Source organism: Amycolatopsis sp. WAC 04182 (assembly GCF_003947465.1).
In the GTDB taxonomy this organism is placed as follows: domain Bacteria; phylum Actinomycetota; class Actinomycetes; order Mycobacteriales; family Pseudonocardiaceae; genus Amycolatopsis.
The window spans coordinates 137,649-157,477 of sequence record NZ_QHJJ01000005.1 but is presented as its reverse complement, the minus strand read 5'-3'; the positions used below and the strand labels follow the sequence as shown (position 1 = coordinate 157,477).

At 69.1% G+C, this 19,829-nt stretch carries 16 protein-coding genes; 4 read left to right on the top strand and 12 right to left on the bottom strand.

The features are described from left to right. Nucleotides 1–2: 2 nt before the first annotated feature. The 5 genes from DMH01_RS26690 to rplM all read right to left on the bottom strand — a co-directional run bounded on the left by DMH01_RS26690 (nucleotide 3) and on the right by rplM (nucleotide 5,352). Entirely contained in the window at nucleotides 3–2,399 is a 2,397-nt protein-coding gene (locus tag DMH01_RS26690; RefSeq protein ID WP_125679976.1) for a hypothetical protein, read from the bottom strand. Continuing rightward, on the bottom strand, nucleotides 2,399–2,713 hold the full coding sequence (locus DMH01_RS26685; RefSeq protein WP_233621676.1) for a type VII secretion target: 315 nt from the start codon (nucleotides 2,711–2,713) through the stop codon (nucleotides 2,399–2,401). Before DMH01_RS26685 ends, DMH01_RS26690 begins: the two co-directional genes overlap by 1 nt. Nucleotides 2,714–2,791: 78 nt before the next feature. Beyond that, on the bottom strand, nucleotides 2,792–4,126 hold the full coding sequence (gene glmM, locus DMH01_RS26680) for a phosphoglucosamine mutase (RefSeq protein ID WP_125679975.1): 1,335 nt from the start codon (nucleotides 4,124–4,126) through the stop codon (nucleotides 2,792–2,794). A 255-nt stretch (nucleotides 4,127–4,381) separates the two neighbouring features. After that, entirely contained in the window at nucleotides 4,382–4,885 is a 504-nt protein-coding gene (gene rpsI, locus DMH01_RS26675) for a 30S ribosomal protein S9 (RefSeq protein WP_125679974.1), read from the bottom strand. A gap of 14 nt (nucleotides 4,886–4,899) precedes the next feature. Then, the gene (gene rplM, locus DMH01_RS26670; RefSeq protein ID WP_005166833.1) at nucleotides 4,900–5,352 is read right to left on the bottom strand and encodes a 50S ribosomal protein L13; all 453 of its coding nucleotides are present in this window, start codon (nucleotides 5,350–5,352) and stop codon (nucleotides 4,900–4,902) included. Between the two features lie 276 nt (nucleotides 5,353–5,628). On the opposite strand from rplM, the gene DMH01_RS26665 reads away from it, so the two are divergent. Then, on the top strand, nucleotides 5,629–6,519 hold the full coding sequence (locus tag DMH01_RS26665) for a hypothetical protein (RefSeq protein WP_125679973.1): 891 nt from the start codon (nucleotides 5,629–5,631) through the stop codon (nucleotides 6,517–6,519). Nucleotides 6,520–6,578: 59 nt separating this feature from the next. Continuing rightward, on the top strand, nucleotides 6,579–7,322 hold the full coding sequence (locus DMH01_RS26660) for a DUF4333 domain-containing protein (RefSeq protein WP_125679972.1): 744 nt from the start codon (nucleotides 6,579–6,581) through the stop codon (nucleotides 7,320–7,322). A 125-nt stretch (nucleotides 7,323–7,447) separates the two neighbouring features. Here the strand turns inward: DMH01_RS26660 and DMH01_RS26655 are convergent, their stop codons facing one another. The 5 genes from DMH01_RS26655 to eccCa all read right to left on the bottom strand — a co-directional run bounded on the left by DMH01_RS26655 (nucleotide 7,448) and on the right by eccCa (nucleotide 14,730). Then, nucleotides 7,448–7,732, bottom strand: coding sequence for a WXG100 family type VII secretion target (locus tag DMH01_RS26655; protein WP_125679971.1), 285 nt, complete (start codon nucleotides 7,730–7,732; stop codon nucleotides 7,448–7,450). Between the two features lie 53 nt (nucleotides 7,733–7,785). Further along, entirely contained in the window at nucleotides 7,786–8,106 is a 321-nt protein-coding gene (locus tag DMH01_RS26650; protein WP_091597926.1) for a WXG100 family type VII secretion target, read from the bottom strand. Nucleotides 8,107–8,338: 232 nt separating this feature from the next. Continuing rightward, the gene (locus DMH01_RS26645; protein WP_125679970.1) at nucleotides 8,339–8,701 is read right to left on the bottom strand and encodes a hypothetical protein; all 363 of its coding nucleotides are present in this window, start codon (nucleotides 8,699–8,701) and stop codon (nucleotides 8,339–8,341) included. 12 nt (nucleotides 8,702–8,713) lie between these two features. Next, nucleotides 8,714–10,654 (bottom strand): type VII secretion-associated protein, encoded by a 1,941-nt coding sequence (locus DMH01_RS26640; RefSeq protein WP_125679969.1) that lies wholly within the window; start codon nucleotides 10,652–10,654, stop codon nucleotides 8,714–8,716. 68 nt (nucleotides 10,655–10,722) lie between these two features. Next, entirely contained in the window at nucleotides 10,723–14,730 is a 4,008-nt protein-coding gene (gene eccCa / locus DMH01_RS26635; protein WP_125679968.1) for a type VII secretion protein EccCa, read from the bottom strand. 470 nt (nucleotides 14,731–15,200) lie between these two features. Here eccCa and eccD point away from each other — a divergent pair, with 470 nt between their 5' ends. Both eccD and DMH01_RS26625 read left to right on the top strand, forming a co-directional pair. Continuing rightward, nucleotides 15,201–16,565, top strand: a complete 1,365-nt coding sequence (gene eccD / locus DMH01_RS26630; protein WP_125680392.1) for a type VII secretion integral membrane protein EccD — start codon at nucleotides 15,201–15,203, stop codon at nucleotides 16,563–16,565. Between the two features lie 23 nt (nucleotides 16,566–16,588). Next, nucleotides 16,589–18,238 carry a S8 family serine peptidase gene (locus DMH01_RS26625; protein WP_125679967.1) on the top strand — a complete coding sequence of 550 codons (1,650 nt, stop codon included), beginning with the start codon at nucleotides 16,589–16,591 and terminating at the stop codon, nucleotides 18,236–18,238. Between the two features lie 71 nt (nucleotides 18,239–18,309). Here the strand turns inward: DMH01_RS26625 and DMH01_RS26620 are convergent, their stop codons facing one another. Both DMH01_RS26620 and DMH01_RS26615 read right to left on the bottom strand, forming a co-directional pair. Then, entirely contained in the window at nucleotides 18,310–19,458 is a 1,149-nt protein-coding gene (locus DMH01_RS26620; protein WP_125679966.1) for a WXG100 family type VII secretion target, read from the bottom strand. Nucleotides 19,459–19,463: 5 nt separating this feature from the next. Beyond that, nucleotides 19,464–19,778 (bottom strand): hypothetical protein, encoded by a 315-nt coding sequence (locus DMH01_RS26615; protein WP_034304288.1) that lies wholly within the window; start codon nucleotides 19,776–19,778, stop codon nucleotides 19,464–19,466. Nucleotides 19,779–19,829 lie beyond the last annotated feature (51 nt).

The window sequence follows — 19,829 nt, the reverse complement described above, 5'->3', positions numbered from 1 at the left end:
CCCTAGCGGAAGCCGATGACGCCGTCGTCGTCGAGCGAACCGCTGATCCGGCTGCCCGTCGTCGTCTCGGTGTCGAACAGGCCGCCGTCGACCCGGTACCCGCTGGACGTGCGCTGCTGGTCTTCACCGGACCCTTGCCCGCCTCCGGCCGCGCCGCCGCCCATCATGCCCATGCCGCCCATCATCCCCGCACCGGCCGCGGCCGGATCCTGGGCGCCCCCTCCCGGAGCGGAACCGAGTCCGGACGACGGCGAGGGAGCGGCCGCGCCACCGCCGGTTCCGGCCGGATCCGACGTGGCACCGAGGCCGTTCTCCTCACCCTCGAACGGGTCGCTCAGCGACTGGGCCGTCGTCGCTTCGGAATCACCGTCCCCCGCCGCCACCGGTTCGGCCTGCTGAGCGGGCACCGGCGCGGGTGCTCCACCACCAGCCCCACCGTCGTGCGAACGAACATCCTGCTCAGCGTGTTGGCGCGCCGCCTCTTCGACAGGCTGTGCCGCGGCGTGCTTTCCGGCCGGCTGCGGCGTTGCGTCCGGGCTCGCGTGACGGGAACCCGCGGATTCGTCCTCACCCAGGGTGTATTTCGACGGCTGTCCTGAACCGTCGTCGACGGTCACCAGCGTCGGCCCGTCGGGACCGTTCGGCCGTTCCGCGGTGATCTTGAGGCCGCCGTCTTCGATGTGGATCTTGCCGTCGGGGCCCGGAGTCGCCGGTGGACGCGAGGCCGGCTGCTCGGCCCCGTCCCGGTTCGCTGGGCCGCCCGCCGCGTCCGGTGTCGCCTTGCCGTCGCCGAAGTCGAGGTCGTAGTCCTTGGCCTGGCCGGTGCCGTCCTGGACGGAGATGCCCATCTTCCCGTCGGCGCCGGGCTCGGCCATGGAGATCTTGCGGTCACCCTGCTCGACCGTCACCGTTTCGGGCCGCGTGCCGTCACTGCCGGTCTTGATCGCCTCACCCGTGCGGGGGTCGATCGGATACGGCTCGCCGGTGGCCGGGTCGACGTCGAGCGGCTTGTCCGTGACCGGGTTCTTCTCCTGGCCCGGAACTTCGGGCTTTTCCGGCTCCGGGAGCACGGTGTTGCTCGGCGTCATGCGCCCAGCGCCACCACCACCGGCCGACGGCCCACCGCCACCGGCCGCGGGCGGGCCGCCACCGCCCTTCTCGACGGGCTTTTCGACCGGCTTCTCGCCGCCCGTTTCCGGGGTCTTGCCCAGATCCGCGAACGGATTCTCGACCACCTGGCCGAGTGAATCGAAGTACGCCTTCCACGCGCCGTTGATCGCCTCACGCGTGTTCTTGCACACCAGCTGGAAGTTCCCGATGTGCTGGCCGAACCAGCCGAGGAAGACGTTCTTCAACCAGGCCACCGCCTGAGGTTTGAGGACCTCGTCGATGGTGCTCTGGTCGATGTCGCCCCAGTCCTTGTTGTAGGCGTTCTTGGCGTCGATACTCAGGAACTTGATGCAGTGGACGATGTCGTTATGGCTGCACGAGCCGTCCGCGATGCGGATGATCCGCTCGATGTCCTGCGCCGTCGCACCGTCGATGTTGTCGGTGTACCACTTCTGCAGCCACTCGACCTTTTCGCGGCAGAACTTGCTCACCGAGGCGTTGGTCCGCAGAAGTCCGTCACCTGCGGCCTTGAAGGCCTCGGCGACCAGGCCGGTCTTGTCCGAATAGGCCTTCTGGTAAGCACGCGCCTGCTCGGCCGCGGCGCCTTCCCAGGTACCGAGCGAATTGCCCAGCTTCCCGGAGACGTCCTGCGCCGAACCGGCGATGGCCGTGCCGACCGCGGTCAGCTCATCCGCGCTCGCCTTGAAGAGGTTGAACGGGATGTTGTCCTGCTCGTGGTAAAGCCGCTGAAGTTCGCCGAGGGAAACCGCCGCTCCGCCACCCGCCAGGCTCAGCGCGCGGACGTACAAGGGGTGGAAGACCTCGTAGACCTTGAAGCCCGACAGGCCGGGGACCATGATGTCGTTCGAATTCGCGCAGCCCGGGTCCGTCTCGGTGGCGCGCCCGGCGATCTCCTGGGTCTTCGCCGCGTCCCGGTTCAGCGCGTCGCGGTCACCCTGCCGTCCCGCGGCCTGGTTCGCGTCGTACTTCTCGTGCGCGGTCTTGTAAGCCGCATGGACGTCTTCGAGGTAGGCGTTGTTGTCACCGATGTCGCTTTCGGTGATCCAGTCACCGTTCATCGACTTGATGTAGTCCCGGAAGCCGTTCCGCTCGGCTTCGCTGGCGAACCCGCAGCTTTCCGGCGTCTCGTCCTCGATGTAGTCGATGTAGTTGAGGGCGAGTTCGCGTTTGGTGTCGCGATCGATGTTCGGGTCGTTGAGGATCTTCTCGACTTCGGCCCGGCTGGGAATGTCGTGCCCGGTGTCACCACCGACGTCCGCGAGAGACATCAGTGCTTCCTCATCTCGGCGGCGTTGGAGTCCTCATTGGACTGGTAAAGGTCCTTGGACGCCGCGAGTTTGCGGCCGAACTCGTCCGAAGCCGCGAGATAACTGCGCGCGCACTTCGCCAGGCGCTGGATGCTCGCGGAGTACCCGCTGAAGCAATCCCCGTGCGCCGGGCCGAAACTCGCGGCGCTCAGGTTGATCTGCTCGACCGCCCCGATCGGCCCTTCGCAAGCCTGCTTGGGCAGGTCCTGCAGGACCTTGGCTGCCTCGTTCAGCTGCGCTGGATCGACCTTGTGCCCTTGACCGGCCACCGTCACCCTCCCCTAGGTATCCGCACACGGAATGTACCGGGCCGGTAACCCCAGCGCAGCGACTTGGGGAGATCGTGAGAGGGGTTACGAGGCGGAGGAGACGACTCCCGCGAGCCGGTCGGCGGCCGCCTGTGCGGTGTCGTGGGCGGGGGCCTCGACCATGACACGGACCAGTTGCTCGGTGCCCGACGGGCGCAGCAGGACACGGCCTTCCTCGCCGAGTTCCGCTTCGACGGCGCCGACGGCGTCGCGGACCGCGGCCGAGACGGCGACCGCCGCCTTGTCCGCCACCGGGACATTCACCAGCACCTGCGGCAGACGGTTCATGACCGAGGCGAGCTCGGCGAGCGATTTGCCGGTCGACGCCATTCGGCTCATCACACGCAGCGCGGTGAGAAGGCCGTCACCGGTGGTCGCGTAGGCGGGAAGGACGACATGGCCCGACTGCTCGCCGCCGAGCGCGAACCCGCTCGCGCGGAGCTCCTCGAGGACGTAGCGGTCGCCGACGGCGGTGGTGACGAGGTTGATGTCGTGCGCGCGCATCGCCAGGTGCAGGCCGAGGTTGCTCATCACGGTCGCGACCAGGGTGTTCTTGGTCAGCTCGCCGGTCTCGGCGAGGGCGAGCGCGAGGACGGCCATGATCTGGTCGCCGTCGACGAGTTCACCCGAGGCGTCGACCGCGACACAGCGGTCGGCGTCGCCGTCGTGCGCGATCCCGAGGTCGGCGCCGTGCTCGACGACGGCGGCGCGCAACGCTTCCGGGTGATTCGAACCACAGTGCTCGTTGATGTTCACGCCGTCCGGGTCCGCGTGGATCGCGATGACCTCGGCGCCGGCCTTGCGGTACACCTCGGGGGCGGCGAAGGAGGAGGCGCCGTTCGCGCAGTCGACGACGACCCGCAGACCCGCGAGCGGGTGCGGGGTGGCCGACAGCAGGTGTTGGATGTAGCGGTCACCCGCGTCGGGGACGTCCTTCACCCGGCCGACGCCGATGCCGGTCGGGCGGGTGACGGGAGCGGCGAGACCGGCTTCGATCTCGTCCTCGATCCCGTCGGGCAGTTTGTGGCCACCCGCCGCGAAGAGCTTGATGCCGTTGTCGGGCATGGGGTTGTGGGAGGCGGAGATCATCACGCCGAGATCCGCTTCGAGCGCGCCGACCAGGTAGGCGACGGCGGGCGTCGGGAGGACGCCGAGGCGGAGCACGTCGGCGCCCGCGGAGGTGAGGCCCGCCACGACGGCGGCCTCGAGCATCTCGCCACTGGCGCGCGGGTCACGGCCGACGACCGCGACCGGGCGGTGCGAACGGTCGTGGGCGGCCAGGACGCGGGCGGCGCTGGCGGCGAGCGAGAGCGCCAGCTCCGGGGTCAGCTCCTCGTTGGCGAGGCCACGTACGCCGTCGGTACCGAATAGACGAGCCATCTGTCGACCTCCTTGAAAAACCACCACGACAACCTAGCCAGTCCCCCTGCCTGCCCGCCCGCGCCCCCGTCTCGCCTTTAGCGGGCTAATCGCGACGCGCGCGACTTTAGCGGGCTAAACGTGACACGGGTGGGGCGCATGGGGCGGGTGTGACTGGTGGGACTGGGGCGAGCGGGGACCGAAGGACCCCGGAAACACGGAAGCGCCCATCCGAGAGACGGATGGGCGCTTCCGCGGGTTGCGCCAGAGGCGCGATCAGCGCTTGCTGTACTGCGGAGCCTTACGGGCCTTCTTGAGGCCGTACTTCTTCCGCTCCGTGGCGCGGGCGTCACGGGTCAGGAAGCCGGCCTTCTTCAGGGCCGGACGGTCGTCGGCGTCGACCTCGACGAGCGCACGGGCGATCGCGAGACGGAGCGCGCCGGCCTGGCCCGAGATCCCGCCACCGTGCAGGTTGGCGAAGATGTCGAACGAGTCGGGCTTGTCGACCGTCACCAGCGGCTCACGGATGAGCTGCTGGTGCACCTTGTTCGGGAAGTACTCTTCGAGCGTGCGGCCGTTGAGCTTGAACTCACCGGTACCGGGAACGACGCGCACCCGGACGACGGCTTCCTTACGACGGCCGACGGTCTGGGCGTTGCCACCGGCGGCACGCGACGGGCGCGGGGTGGCCGGGGTCTCGCTGGTCGCGACGGCGTCGCCGACCGGAGCGGTCTCCGTGGTCGCGACAGCCTCGACGGCCTCGGTCTCGGTGCTGGTCACAGTCTGTTCCTCACTCACTGCGCGACCTGCGCGATCTTGGTGATCTCGCGCGCCTGCGGCTGCTGCGCGGCGTGCGGGTGCTCGGCACCGGCGTAGACCTTGAGCTTCTTCGCCTGGGCGCGGCCGAGCTTGTTCTTCGGGAGCATGCCCTTGACGACCTTCTCGAGCAGGTGCTCGGGCTTGGTGTCGAGCAGTTCGCCGAAGGAGCGCTTACGCAGACCACCGGGGTAACCGCTGTGCCGGTACGCGAACTTCTGCTCTCGCTTGTTACCGGTGAGCGCGACCTTCTCGGCGTTGACGATGATGACGAAGTCACCGGTGTCCACGTGCGGGGCGTAGGTCGGCTTGTGCTTGCCGCGCAGCAGCGTGGCGACCTCGGTCGCGAGCCGGCCGAGCACGACATCCTCGGCGTCGATCACGTGCCAGGCACGAGTGACGTCGCCGGGCTTGGGGCTGTACGTGGGCAAGGGTCTACCTCGTCGTCAACATTGCGTGTGGGTTCTGTGCGGGCCTAGCGCTTACGCGCCGCAGCGCACAACGACATATGAAGATACCCCCACGCCCGACCCTACTGCGAAGCGGGGGTCGGTCCGGGGTCCCATACTAGGACCGGCGCCCGGCGGGCGCCCCGCAACTGTACCTCGCCGGTGTGGCGGAACCGCCCACGGCATCGTCCTTCGCGGGAGAGGATGAGACGATCCGGACGCGCACCGCGCGCGGGGGACTCGATCAGGGGAACGGCGATGAACAAACGTCCAACGACCATCTTGTGCGTGCTGAGCGCCGTGCTGGCCCTCACCACCGCCTGCGGCCAGGGGCGGGCGGGCACCGCCGTGCCGAAGGGTGACGACGCGGCGTCCTACGTCGGCACGAAGTTCGAAACGGCGATGAACAAGCTCCAGGACACCATCGGCCAGCAGCGCGACGTCACCAGCGAGTCGGGCGCCTACTTCCGGTTCGACGAGAAGTACATCCGCAGCACGATCTCCTCGGCCCGCACCGGTTCGCCGGAAGGCCGGGTCAGCCGTCAGCGCTCGCAGAAGAACCCGGACGACAGCATCGACTGGTACACGCCCGCCGACGGGACCGTCGAGTACGTGTACCTCGGCCCCGTCTACAAGAGCCTCGCCCCGACACCGTGGGTCTCGATGCCGAAGTCGGAGGCCGGGCTGGCGATCCCGTGCGCCTGGGTCGGGATCATCACCGCCTGCAAGATGGCCGACGCGATCGCCGTGTCCTACAACGCGGACAAGAAGATCGTGAAGGGCGCCAAAAGCCTTCCGGAGAACCGGATCGAGCTGACCGCCGACATCCCGTTCGGGAAGTTCATGGAACGGCGGGTGGAGATCCTGCCGCCGTCGATCAGCGGGGCGGTCACGGCCGACATGAAGAAGGCGCCGGTGCGCACCACCGTCTCCCTCAACTCGGACGGAACGCTGAACCAGATCGTCATGGACGCCAAGATCGAGGGCGGCGGGCACAAGATCGAGCTGCGCTACGACTTCCGCTTCACCGGCAAGGCGAGTGCGCAGGACCTGCCCAGACTGCCCGACGCCTCGCAGATCACCGTGCTGCCGGACAAGGCGGCCAAGGAGGACTTCAACCGCCGCTTCAGCGAGTTGAAGGGCGTCTGAGGCATGGCCCCCTTTCGTCCCGACGCCGTGAAGTTCCCGAAGTCCCGAGGTGACCACCGATGAGCCAGCCCCCCGAACAGCAGCCGCACCAGCCGCAGCAGTGGTGGCAGCCGCCCGCGAATCCCGCGAACCAGCAGCAGGGCTGGCAGCAGGAAGGGCAGGCCACCGGACCGCATTCCGGGCAGTGGCAGCAGAACGACCCGAACGCGGCGACCACCGGTTCCTACACGGGACAGTGGCAGCAGCAGCCCGGCGTCACCGGCTCCTTTTCCGGGCCCTGGCAGCAAAGCGGTGCCCCCGCGCCGGGGACGGCGTGGCAGCAACCGCAGCAGCAGCCCGCGCCGCAGCAGCAGGATTGGCAGGCACCGCACCAGGTTCCGGGCACTCCCCCGCAGGGACAGTACGGCGGCGGATTCCAGCCCGCCCAGCAGACACAGTCTTCTCAGTACGGCGGGCTCGGCGCTTTCGGGGCAGCGCCGAAGAAGCCCAAGGCGTCCAAGAAGACCTTGCTGATCGGCGGGGTCGCCGCGGCCGTCGTGATCGCGGGCGGCGTCGGCGCTTGGCTGCTCGGCGCGTTCGCGGGTGACACGCTCGACCAGAAGTCGGTCCAGGACGGTGTCGTCCGGGTGCTCAACGAGCACTACGGGGAGCCGGACGTGAAGAACGTGTCCTGCCCCTCCGGCCAGCCGGCGGAGAACGGCACCACGTTCGACTGCTCGATCGATCTTTCGGGGCAGCAGAAGAAAGTCACCGTCCGCGTGCTGAACACCACGCCGGAATTCGAGGTCGGCTCGCCACACTGAGCCCCCTGCCGGACAAGAAAAGCCGCGACGGTTTCCGTCGCGGCTTTTCCTTTGACACAAACGAAACGGCGGGCTCGGCATCCGAAGATGCCTGCCCGCCGTTGCTCGTTCGGAGCCCGGAAGACTCAGAACAGGCCGGTGACGCCCTGTTCCGTGGCCTGGTAACCGTCGGCCAGCTGCGGCAGCACGCCGGCGACCTGCGCGAGCAGCTGCTTGAGCTCCTCGAACTTGTTGTCCCACTCGGTCTGCGCGGCGATGTACGCGGTCTGCGCGTCACCCTGCCAGGTGTTGACCAGCGGAGCGAGGTCGCTCTTCAGCTGCCCGAAGAGGGACTCCAGCTCGCCGCCGGTGCTCTTGCAGTCGTCGGCCGCCGCGTGGATCGTGGCGTAATCGACCTTCATCTCGCCCATGAATTCCTCCAGTGATTAAGAAAAGTCTTGGATTGTTGCGGGGTGGAGCCAGATCAGCCGAGGACGCCGAAGCCCTTGTTGACCGAGTTGATGAGTTCCTGCTGCTGCTGCTCGGAAGCGTTGTACTTCGAGCCGGCCTGCTCGAGCAGGTCACCGATGTTCTGGAGGGCCTGGTTGAGCCCACGGCCCGCCTCGTCGAAGCGCTTCATCACGTTGTTGAACGCGATCGAGGCGTCGCCGGTCCAGCCGGCGCGGGTGGCCTCGATGTTGTCGCGAAGCTTGCTCAGGTTCTGGTCCATCGAAACGCGAACCTCGGTCACCCGCTTCTCAGCCTGGGTGAACTGCTCGACATTCCCCTGAAAACCGCCAGCCATGGGAGCTACCCCCTTCGTTCGTGGTTATCCGTACTTGGTGAAGTTCGTTTGGTACGGACCTACGACGGAGACACTGCCACGTCTGGTTCCCTCTTGTCGCTCGTTGGTTTCAAGTAGTTGCTTGCGTTAACGCTCCCGGTGGGAACCGGACGCGGGAACTCGGCGCGCACGCCGCGTTCCACGCGGAGAAAATGGCCCTCACCACGCGATTTAGCGAATGCACACAGGCGGTTCAATCTCCGCGGCTCATGATTCGCGACTGCGAAAAGTCCTCGTCGTCGTCACCCACACGTGGCCGTCGGGACGCCCGTTCTGGCCGAAGGGGAACCAAGTCTGCCGCGGAGGGCAAAGCGGGAACCGGAAGACCGGCGCCGACGCGGAACCGTTTCGCGGCGTTCCGGACGACGGCGGGCGTCGGCGCGGTCTCGCCGCCCGCGAGCCGTCCCTTGCCGAATTGCTTCGCCAGTTCGGCGTTCTCACCCCGGCGGCGTTCGTAGCGCGCCTTGGCCGTGCGGGCGACCTGCCGCGCATAAGTGACCGCGTCGCGCCCTGTACGCGCGAAGTGTTCGGCGGCGGTCTCGGGTTCGGGTGGCATGTGCCTCCCCCTTCAGTTGATGACCACCATCGTCTTGACGACCTGCTCGCAGGCCGCGCTCACGCGTTGTTCGAGCGGCGAGCCGGTGCCGTACTGGCACCCGATGTGGACGCGAGTCTTTCCCTGCACGACGACGTACCAGTCGACGCGCGCGCTCGGCTTGGTCTCGCGGTAGTAGATGACGGTCTTCCCGGCGTACTGCGCGGAGCCGTTGAAGCCGCTGTACTTCTCCGGCTCCAGCCGCGCCAGCGCGGCGAGTTCGTCGACGAGCTTCTGTCTGTCGGCCGTCGCGTCGTAGTCCATCACGTTCTCCTGGGCGACCACGAGGTCGTCGCCGGTGAGGGAGTCGCTGGGGTGGATCACCACCTGGCGTTTGGCGACGCGGTCGTCGGTCTGTGTCCAGTCCGGCGGCGCGATGAAGCGGTAGTCGTACTGGGCGAGCGTGCGGCCCTCCGGCTCGGCCTCCCCGCCGTTGACCGCGAAGAGGATGCCTGTCACGACCGCCGCGACGGCCACCACGGCCCCGGCGATGATCCAGGGCAGCTTCTTGTTCTTCCCGCCTTTCTCGGCGGCCTTGGGTTCCCGGGCGGGCTCACCCGGCCGCCACGGCGGCGGTGCCGCTATCCCCTGCTGTCCCAGCGGCGGCGACGGCGGCCCCTGCCGCGTCGCGTTTAGCGGGCTAAACGCGCTCTGCGGGGGTGGGCCGGGCGGGAACGGGGGACGCGGGGCATCGGGACGCCGGTCGGCCGGGGCCGGTGCGGGGCCGCCGCCGACGCGGGACACCGCCGAGCCCGCGAGCGAACCCGTCCGGTCCGGATCGATCAGCACCGCGCGCAGGGCTCCACGGGCGACCACGGTCTCCGGCTGGTCCAGGGTCGTGGGCACGACACCGGTCCGCTCGTGCACCAGCCGGGACACCATCGGGATCCGGCTCGACCCGCCCACGAGGAAGATCGCCGTCAGCTGCTTCGGCCGCAGCCCGGAATCGCCGATCGCGGCCACGGTCAGCTCGACCGCGCGGCCGAGCGGGCCCGCGATGAGCCGCTCGAGGTCTTCCCGGGTCACATGCGCGTCGGCGAACGGCGGCGGCATCGGGACGTCGGTGTACGCGTGCCGGGAGAGCGTCTCCTTCGCGCCGCGCACGTCCTGCCGCAGGACGCGGCGCCGCCGTCTGTCCGTGAGCTCACGACCCTCGACGAGCTTGCGCCATTCCGGCGGATCCGCCGACGACACCAGCGAACCCACGTGTTCCAGGAGCGCCTGATCGACGTCCGCTCCCCCGAAGCTCGGATCTCCCCGGGTGGCCAGCACCTGGAACCCGGCGCGTTTAGCGGGCGAACTGCGATCCGCCGGGCTGCCGGGCATGCGCTGCACCACGGAGACGTCGACGGTGCCACCGCCGAGGTCGAGTACCGCGAGCGCGTCGCCGGGACGGCCGCTGAACTCGACGGTGCGCTCGGAGTTGAGGTCGGCCGGCGCGAACGTCGCCGCGTGGTAGACCGCCGCGGCGACCGGCTCCGGCACGAGCGCGACCTGACGTGCGAGTCCGCCCGCCGCCTGCCGGAGCAGGCGGGTCCGGGTCGCGCCCCAATCGGCGGGGTGGGTCAGGACGAGCAGCTCGACCTCGGCGTCACCGGCGAGCCGGCGCGCCTCGGTCACCGCGCGTTTCAGCACGGCGCGGACGACGTCGGTCACGCGCAGGACGTTGTCGCCCAGCAGCAGGTCGCCTTCGTCGATCCGGCGCTTCGGATTCGGCTCGTAGCGCGACGGGTCGACCGCCGCCTGCCGTTCCGCCTCCTGGCCGACGAACAGCGTCCCGTCCGGCGCGGCGTAGACCGCCGACGACATCAAGGGCTGCCCGTCCACCACGACGACCTGCGGCTCGCGGCCGTTGATCGAGGCGACTACGCAGGTGCTCGATGTCCCGAAGTCCACCGCTACCCGCACAGTCACTAGCCACTCCCGCAGATCGTCGTCGTCACCCCTCGCCCAGCCGGGACCTCACCTGGTTCCGCGGGAGGTCAGTCCGGCTGGATCCACGAGACCTGCATGAGCTGCTTGCCGTGCTTCCGGGTCACGAGGTTGCCTCGGCCCGGCGGCATCTGGCTCGGCTTCACGTTCGCGACGAGGTTGCCCTCGTCACGCGAGCCGTTCATGACCATACCGGGCGCCGCGATCTCCCTGAGCTTGCCGAGGATCGGGTCGAACATCGCCCGGCTCGCGCCACCACTGCGGCGCACGACGATGACGTGCAGACCGACGTCCTTCGCCTGCGCGAGGAACTCGGCGAGCGGCTTCAGCGGGTTGCTCGTCTGCGTGGCGACAAGGTCGTAGTCGTCGACGATGATGAACAGTTCCGGACCGGTCCACCAGGACCGGGTCTTGAGCTGTTCCTGCGTGACGTCCGGACCGGGGAGCCGCCGGGTCATCGACCCGTGGACGTCCTTGACCATGCTGTCGAGCTGCGCGGCGGACACCGCGTAACCGAGCAACTGGTCCCCGCCGACGAAGCCGAGCATCGTGCGCCGGTAGTCGACGAGGATGATGACCGCTTCCTGCGTCGTGTACCGCTCGGTGATGCCCCTGGTGATCTGGCGCAGCAGGTTCGTCTTGCCCGACTCGCCGTCCGCGAACGCGTAGAAGTGCGAATCGGCCGAGAAGTCGAGGTAGATCGGCTGGAGGTCTTCCTCGTTGACGCCGATCGGCACCAGCTTCGTGTTGCGCTTGGTGTCGATGGACAGGACCTCGTCGTAGGTGACCATCTCCGGCAGCAAGCGGACCTGCGGCGCCGGGCGGCCCTTCCACGCGGCCTTGATCTTCGCGACCGCGTCGGCGACACCGGCGGCGACGTCGTCCGGGTTGCTCGATCCGTCGATCCGGGGAAGTCCGGTCAGCAGGTGGAGCTTGTCCCTGGTGAGACCACGGCCGGGGCGTCCGGCCGGGACGTTCACCGCGACCCGGCGGTCGATGTCCGACTCGCTCGGGTCACCGAGGCGCAGCTCGAACCGGGTACCGATCATGTCCTTGATCGCCGGGCGGATGTCCGCCCACCGGTTCGCCGCGATGATGACGTGCACACCGTAGGAAAGACCCTGGGTGGCGAGCTTGGTGATCGAGGTCTCCAGCTCGTCGAAGTCGTCCCGCAGCGCCTTCCAGTTGTCGACGATCAGGAAGGCGTCACCGAAGGCGTCTTCCTCGGGCTTGATCTCGCCGCGCCGCTTGCGATTGCGGAACTCGTTCATCGAGTCGATGCCCATCGCACCGAACCGGCCTTCCCGCTCGGTGAGCAGGGTGGTCAGCTCGGCCACGATCCGGCGGGCCTTGTCCGGCTCGCGCCGCGCGACCGCGACGCCACCGACGTGCGGCAAGCCCTGGAGACCGGCCAACGTACCGCCACCGAGGTCGAGCGCGTAGAACTGCGCTTCCTCGGGGGTGTGGGTCAGCGCCATCGACATGATCAGCGTCCGGAGCATGGTCGACTTGCCCGACTGCGGACCGCCGACGATCACACCGTGCCCGGCGCCACCGGAGAAGTCGGCCCACAGCAGGTCACGACGCTGCTCGTACGGGCGGTCGACGATGCCCATCGGCACCTGGAGCCGTCCGTTGCCGAAGAACCCGACCGGGGAAAGACCGCGGTCGTCGGTGGGGTTCAGGTTCGGCAGGAGGGTGTCGAGCGAGTTCGGCTCCTTGAGCGGCGGCAGCCACACCTCGTGCGCGGGCGGGCCCTGGCCGATCAGCCGGGAGACGATCACGTCGAGCTCACTGGGCTCGACGGCCTCCTCCGACTTGGCCTCTTCCACCGGAGCGGCCTCGATCTGCTGCGGCTCCGGTTCCTTCGGCAGTTCGACGAAGTCCGGGACGAACAGCTGCGGGCGCTTGTCCGCGCGGACCACGGTCGCGACCGGGCCGGCGGCCTTGATACCCGCGGGCCGGTACGGGCCCGAGACGTACGAGGCCTTGAAGCGGACCAGTGTCGAGGTGTCGTACTTGAGGTAACCGCCACCGGGCACGGACGGCAGCTCGAACGCGTCGGGCACGCCGATCGCGGCACGGGATTCCGCGGCGGAGAAGGTCTTCAGACCGATGCGGTAGGAAAGGTGCGAGTCGAGACCGCGCAGCTTGCCCTCTTCCAGCCGCTGCGACGCGAGAAGCATGTGCATCTGCAGCGACCGGCCCAGACGGCCGATGGCGACGAACAGATCGATGAAGTCCGGCTTCGCGGCCAGCAACTCGGAGAACTCGTCACAGACGATGAAGAGCGCGGGCAGCGGGTCGAGGTCGGCGCCGTTCTCGCGGGCCTTCTCGTACTCCCAGACGTTCTTGAAGTTACCGCCGTTCTTCAGCGCCTCCTGGCGCCTGTTCATCTCGCCCGCCAGCGCGTCCTTCATGCGGTCGACCAGCGTGACCTCGTCCGCGAGGTTGGTGATGACCGCGGAGACGTGCGGAGCGGCGTCCAACCCGAGGAACGTCGCACCACCCTTGAAGTCGACGAGGACGAAGTTCAGCGTGCTCGACGAGTGCGTGGCGAGCATGCCCAGCACCAGCGTGCGGAGGAACTCCGACTTACCGGAACCGGTCGCCCCGATGCACAGGCCGTGCGGGCCCATGCCCTCCATCGCGGCTTCCTTGATGTCCAGCTCGACCGGCTGGCCGTACTCGCCGACACCGAACGGGACGCGGTAGCGGTCTCGCACCGGACGCGGCCGCCAGGCCTGCTGGACGTCGAAGGTCATCGGGTCGCCGGGGATGCCCAGCAGCTCCAACAGACCGGGGTTGGACAGCAGCGGCTCTTCCTCGGCGGCGTCCTGCGCGGCGGTGCCGACGCGGTACGGGGCGAGGAGCCGGGCCAGCGCTTCGGCCTCGACCACGCTGAGCGTGTCGGGACGGCCGAACCATTCGACGCCGCCTGCGCTGCGCGCGCCGAGGCGGTCTTCCTCGACGACCAGCCGCAGACCGCGACGGGCAGCGAGGTTGCCGATGGAGTCGGAAAGGTCGATCAGGGTGACGCCGACCAGACCCTCTTCGAGGATGATCTGTTCCTCGCGGGTGACCTCGGCGTCGTCGACGATGATGACGACGTGCGGCTGGTCCGGGGCGGGCGTCGCGTTGCGGGAGAACCGCTGGCGATCACGGAGTTCTTCGTCGAGCCACTGCTCGATCTGCGCGAGGGAACCGGCCATCATCCGCAGCTGGCCGATGCCGTCGGCGAGCGCCGGGTGCTGGGCGTGCGGCAGCCACTTCGCCCACTCCCACTCCTCCTTGGCGCGACCCGCCGTCGCGACCGCGATGAGGACGTCGTCGGGGCTGTGGAAGGTGACCAGCTGGGCCAGCATCGCCCGGGTGAGGCCGCGTGTGAGGCCACGGTCGCCCTGCATGCTGACCGCGGCGAACCCGCGGAGGGTGATCTGGGTCGGCAGGTCCGGGACGATCGAGTGCGCGCGGACGAACCGGCGCAGGGCCAGCGTCGCGATCGGCTCCAGCTCGTCGACCGGGCCGGTCTGCGGCGGCACCAGCCGCGTCGCGAGGCGGTGCGAGCTGCGGCCGACGCGGAGGTGGAGGAAGTCTTGGTCGTTCTGACGGCGTTCCCACATGCGGCGGCTCGCGGCCAGCGACCACATCGTCTGCGGGTCGGGGTGGACCCATTCGAGCGCGGCGCGCTGGTCGACCATGGCCTCGCGGGCCCTGTCGCGCATCTGGCCGAGGTAGCGCAGATAGTCCTTGCGGTCCTCGTCCATCTCGGCCTTTTTGGCGCCGCCGCCCTTGCCCGCGCCGCCGGCCATCATGCCGACGGTGCTGAGCACCATCATGCCGCCCATCATCATCATCATGGGATTGCGTCCACCCGTGGTGAACATGAAGACCATCATCCCGAGGGAAGCGACGATCATCACCGCGGGGAGCAGCTTCATGACGATGTTGCCCGGGATGGTGCGCGGCACCTCAGGCGGCGGTTCGAGATGCACCTCGCCGCCCGGCGGCCGCGGCGCCGCCAGGCGCGGTGACTTCTTGAACTGCAGCGTGCTCATCGAAGGACCCCTCTTCAAACTCGACGATGGCGGCCACCGTTGGTGCGCGTACGGGTGCGCGAGACAACCTATCGAACGTGGCCGACGAAATCCGGACAACGCCGAGAACGGCCCCGGCCGGGGCCGTACGCATGTCGGGAGTGTAGGGCTCCGGCTCCGCCGACGTGCGTTTAGCGGGCTAATCGCGATCCGGCGGCCCGGACGCCCGACGTGCGTTTAGCCCCCTAATCGCGATCCGGTGGTCGGGGCCCGCTCAGGTGCCAGGGCTCCGGCCGCGTGACGATCAGGGGGCTAAAGTCGACGCGCCGGCAGCTGATCCGAGGGGGCTCGGAGGTCGCCTCTCCTACTTTTGCCGGTCTTTTTCCGACAGTCGATGATGTGGGCACCCGGGTTCGGTATAGGTTCCCCCGGGAGCAGACTCTCAGGGCAGGGGGAAGGCAGTGGCAACGGGCACGACGGTATTCAGCAGGGTGACGGTGGTCGCGCCACGCACCCGGATCGACGTGGCTTTGCCGGCTGACGTCGCGGTGGCGGACCTGCTGCCCATGCTGTTGGAGATGGCGAAGGAGGCGACGCCGGACGGCGGCGCCCGCCACGGCGGCTGGGCGCTGGCGAAGCTGGGCGACGCACCGCTCGACCCGAGCCGGACCCTCGCATCCCTCGGCGTGGTCGACGGCGAGCTGCTGCAGCTGCGCAAGCGCAACGAGAACCCGCCACCTCCGCTCTACGACGACGTCGTCGACGCGATCGCCGAATCGTCCCCGGACAGCTTCCGTCCGTGGACCAAGGAGACGGCACGCCGCTTCGGGCACATCGCGGGCGGCCTGTCGCTGTTCTTCGCGGCCCTCGCGCTCTTCACCAGTGGCTCTTTCTACGGCGGCAACGCGCTCGCCGCCGCGATCGCCGGCGGTGTCGGCGCGATCGCGTGCGTCGCGATCGGCGCGACGCTGGCCAAGGCCTACCAGGCCGAGGCGACCGGTGTCCTGATCGCCGCCGCGGGCGGTCTGCCGCTGGCGTTCGTCAGCGGGTTCTACATCGTGCCGGGGCTGTCCGTGTGGGCGAACCTGCTGCTCGCGAGCGCGCTCGTGATCATCGTGGCGGCGGTCTGCATCCTCGTCATCGGGCACGGGATCACCACCTTCATCGCGGCCGCGACGACGGCCACGATCTCGGCGCTGACCTTCCTGGCCGCGACGCTCATCGACACCCCGATCGCCGGGATCGCTGCCGGCGCCACCGCGTTCTCGCTGGCGTGCATCTCGATCCTGCCGCGCGCGACGATCAAGCTCGCGGCCCTTCCGACGCCGCACGTTCCCGGCAGCGCCGAAGAACTCAAGGAAGACTCGGGCTTCCCGGACTACCGCGCGATCGAGCGCCGCACGGCGGTCGCCCACGAGTACATGACCGGCCTGCTGACCGGCTGCGGCGCGGCCACCGCGCTGTTCGCGATCATCGCCTCGTCTTCGCCGACGGTCTTCGGCCCGATCCTCGGCGTGATCGCCACACTGGTCCTGCTCCTCAGGGCGCGGGCGTACGCGAACGGCGCGCAGGCCATCGCCCTGCTGACCACCGGCATGGTGTCCGGCGCGGGCATCCTGCTCGGCTGGATGTGGTCGGCGAGCCCGCTGAACCGCGTCCTGTTCGTGTTCGGCGCGCTGCTGCTGATCGGCGCCGGCGCGCTCGTGGTCGGCGTGATCTTCCCGAACCAGCGCTTCTCGCCGCCGCTGCGGCGGACGGTGGAGATCTTCGAGGCCGTCTTCATCGCGACGGTGCTCCCGCTGGCGCTCGGCGTCATGGATCTCTACACGACGCTGCGCCACCTCAACTTCAAGTGACGACCCGATCGGATGATGTTCTGATGGCCGTAGCGCGGAAGTCCAGGGGGACGCGCGTCCGCCACCTCGGCCTCGCCGGACGTACCGGAACGGTGCTGCTGGCGGCCGGGATCGGTGTTCTCTCGCCGGCGTCGGTGGCTCTTCCCGCGTGGGCGCAGCAAAGCAGCGTCGCGCCGGACGCCGGTGGCTACTACGCGACCCCGCCCCGGGTGGACCCGTCCAAGAAGCCGAACGACTCGGGGAAGCCGGACAAGACCTACGAGAAGAAGACCGAGTGCGTCCAGCGCAGCAAGCTCGGCGGCGACCAGGTCGACATCAAGAACCGGCCCTGGGGCCAGGAGTACCTGCAGATCGAAAAGGTGCACCAGCTGATGCGCGGTGCCAAGAAGTCGGTCGGCGGGGGCATCAAGGTCGCCGTGATCGACACCGGCGTGTCCGCGCACCCGTACTTCGGGGGCCGGGTCGAATCGGGTGGTGACTACGTCGCGACCCCTGGTGGAGGCAAGCCACCCGGGCTCGAAGACTGCGACGGCCACGGCACCGAGGTGGCGGGCATCATCGCCGCGAACCCGCCCGACGCGAGCATCGGGTTCCGAGGGGTGGCGCCGGACGCGACGATCCTGTCGATCCGCCAATCCAGCCAGAACTACGAGGAAGCGGAGAAGAAGGAAGAGCCGCCGCCCGCGTCCAGTTCGGGTCCGCCGCCTTCGTCGAACAACCCGGGATCGCAGCTTCCGCCGTCCTCACAAGGGAATGGCGCTGTCGGCGGCGCGGCGGACGGGACCGCACCCGGCCAGGACAAGGGCGGACGGCAGCAGGAGCAGGGCAAGACCGCCGGCACGCTGACCACGCTCGCGCAGGCGGTGGTCCGCGCTGTCGATCAGGGCTCCAACGTCATCAACATGTCGGTCGACAACTGCCGCGCGGCCAGCGGCAGCATCACCAGGGGCGAGCAGGAGCTTCAGGCGGCGGTGAACTACGCCGTCAATCGCAATGTGGTCGTCGTCGCGGCGGCGGGCAACGTCGGCGACAAGTGCCCGCAGAACGATCAACCGGATCCCAAGGCCCCCAAGACGATCGTCACTCCGCCTTGGTTCTCCGAAGACGTGCTGTCGGTCGCGGCGATCGACGACACCGGCGGTGTCGCGGAGTTCAGCGTCCACGGGCCGTGGGTCAGCGTCGCCGCTCCGGGCACCAAGATCATCTCGCTGGACCCCGCGGAGGGATCCAGCAGCCTGGCCAACCTGACCATCGAGGGCGGCAAGGACCCCGGTCCCATCCAAGGGACCAGCTTCGCCGCCCCGTACGTCGCCGGCGTGGCCGCGCTCGTGCGCCAGAAGTTCCCGGAACTGAATGCCCGTGAAGTGATGAACCGGATCATGGCGACGGCGCAGCATCCCGCGGCTCCGGGCGGGCGGGACAACTTCGTCGGTTTCGGCGTCATCGACCCGATCGCGGCGCTGACGGCGATCGTGCCGTCGGAGGCGGACAAGGCCAAGCCGATCCAACTGCCCGCGAACCTGCCGCCCGCGAACGACCGCGACCCGGCCCCGATGATCGTCGCGCTCGCCGGAACCGGCGGGGGTCTGGTGGCGCTGCTCGTCACGCTGTTCGTGGTGCACTCGGTGCGCCGCAACCGGCCGACCACCACCCCAGGCCGCAAGACCCCGTAGGACCTGCGTTTCGCGGGCTAATCGCGATCTGGGCCACCCAGATCGCGATTAGCCCGCGAAAGTCGCTCCGCCTACTTGGCGGGCTTGGGCTTCGGAGCGGGCTTCGCCGGCTTCTCGTCCTCACCGATCACAGGCGGGACGACCTGGCCGGGCTCACCGACCACATCGGACGGTTTCGAGGCGGGCCGGGTCTTGGACTGGTGCGCCGTCTGGCCGCCCCCGCCCATACCGCCCATCCCCATCATCGGCGCCATCCCCATCGGCATCATCGCCGATCCGGCCCCGGCGACCCCCTGCCCATGAGCCGGAGCAGCCTGAACGGGCGCGATCTCCGGGACCAGCGCCTGCCCTTGTTCGATCAGCGGCTCGTGCGACCCGGTCTGCCTGCCGTCGGCCGCGGACGGAGACGTCGACTGCTCCTCGGCCGCCGCACCGGAATCCGCCTCAGCGGGGGCCTTCTCGGGCACCGGCGCACCCTGCGCCTCGGATTCGTCGTGAAGCTTGAACTCGTCCTGCGGGTACCGGTGCGCGATCGAAATGCTCCGCGAGCCGGCGTCGGGATCGTCGACGCCGTCGCAAAACCGCACGAAGCCTTCGAGGACATTGCGCGCGGCTTCGTACAGCGCCTTGGCCGACTCCTGCGCCTCCTCCAGCTGGGTCCGCGCCCGCCGGACACCGCCGACCGGCAGCATCGCGGTCTCGGAGGTCAATTCGGCCGTGTCGACCAGGACCTCGACGAGGTCGGTCAGGATCCGGCGGATCGACAGCACCAGTTCGTCGAGCGAGCTCGCGAGCGTGGTGAGAGCGTCTTCGACGTCGGAACCCGCGGCGTTGATGTCCACGATGTACGCGACGAAGGCGTCAGCGTCCTTGCCGGACCACCCGGCGTCGAGACGTCCGAGGTCCTCCGACAGTTCTTTCGAAACGTTGCCCGCGGCCTTCGCCGCCTTCCGGAGCAGATCCGCCTCGACCTTCAAGTCCTCCCAGCGCCCCGCCAGCGGGGTCAGGTAGGCCTCGACCGGATCGATCAGCCCCAGATGCCCGGACAGCTCCGAAACGAAGGCGAGATGCGGTGCCGCGGCCGCGACCAGCTCCTCACCGCCCGACCCCGTCGCGTTTAGCGGGCTAACCGCGATCGGGGGCGCCGCGGGAGCCACAGGGCGTGCGGCCGCCATCGGGTGCGGGATGGAATCCGTCGGATTTTCCGATTCGGCGATCATGCGGTTCAGAGCTCCACTGCGCGCTTGATCGTCTGCGCGGCCTCGTCGTCGTGCCCGGCGTGCCGCGCGGTCACCGTGTGCAGGGCCTCGGACGCAGACCTCAGCGCGGCCGCGCCCTCCACCAGCTGACGCCGGATGGCCTCGGCCGCACGCCCGTAGGACGCGCCGAGGCCCAGTTCCTCGCCCAGCGTGCCGTGGGACTCGACGGTGACGCCCTCACCCGTCACCTCCGCGGCCGCCAGGTCGAGCTCTCCGGCGGCCGCGTCCACCCGTTTCGCGTAGTCACCGACGACGTCGCCGTCGATCTTCAGGCCGGCCACTGCACCTCCACTCACCCGATTCCGCTCGGGCGTTGAGACGCTCGCGCCGTC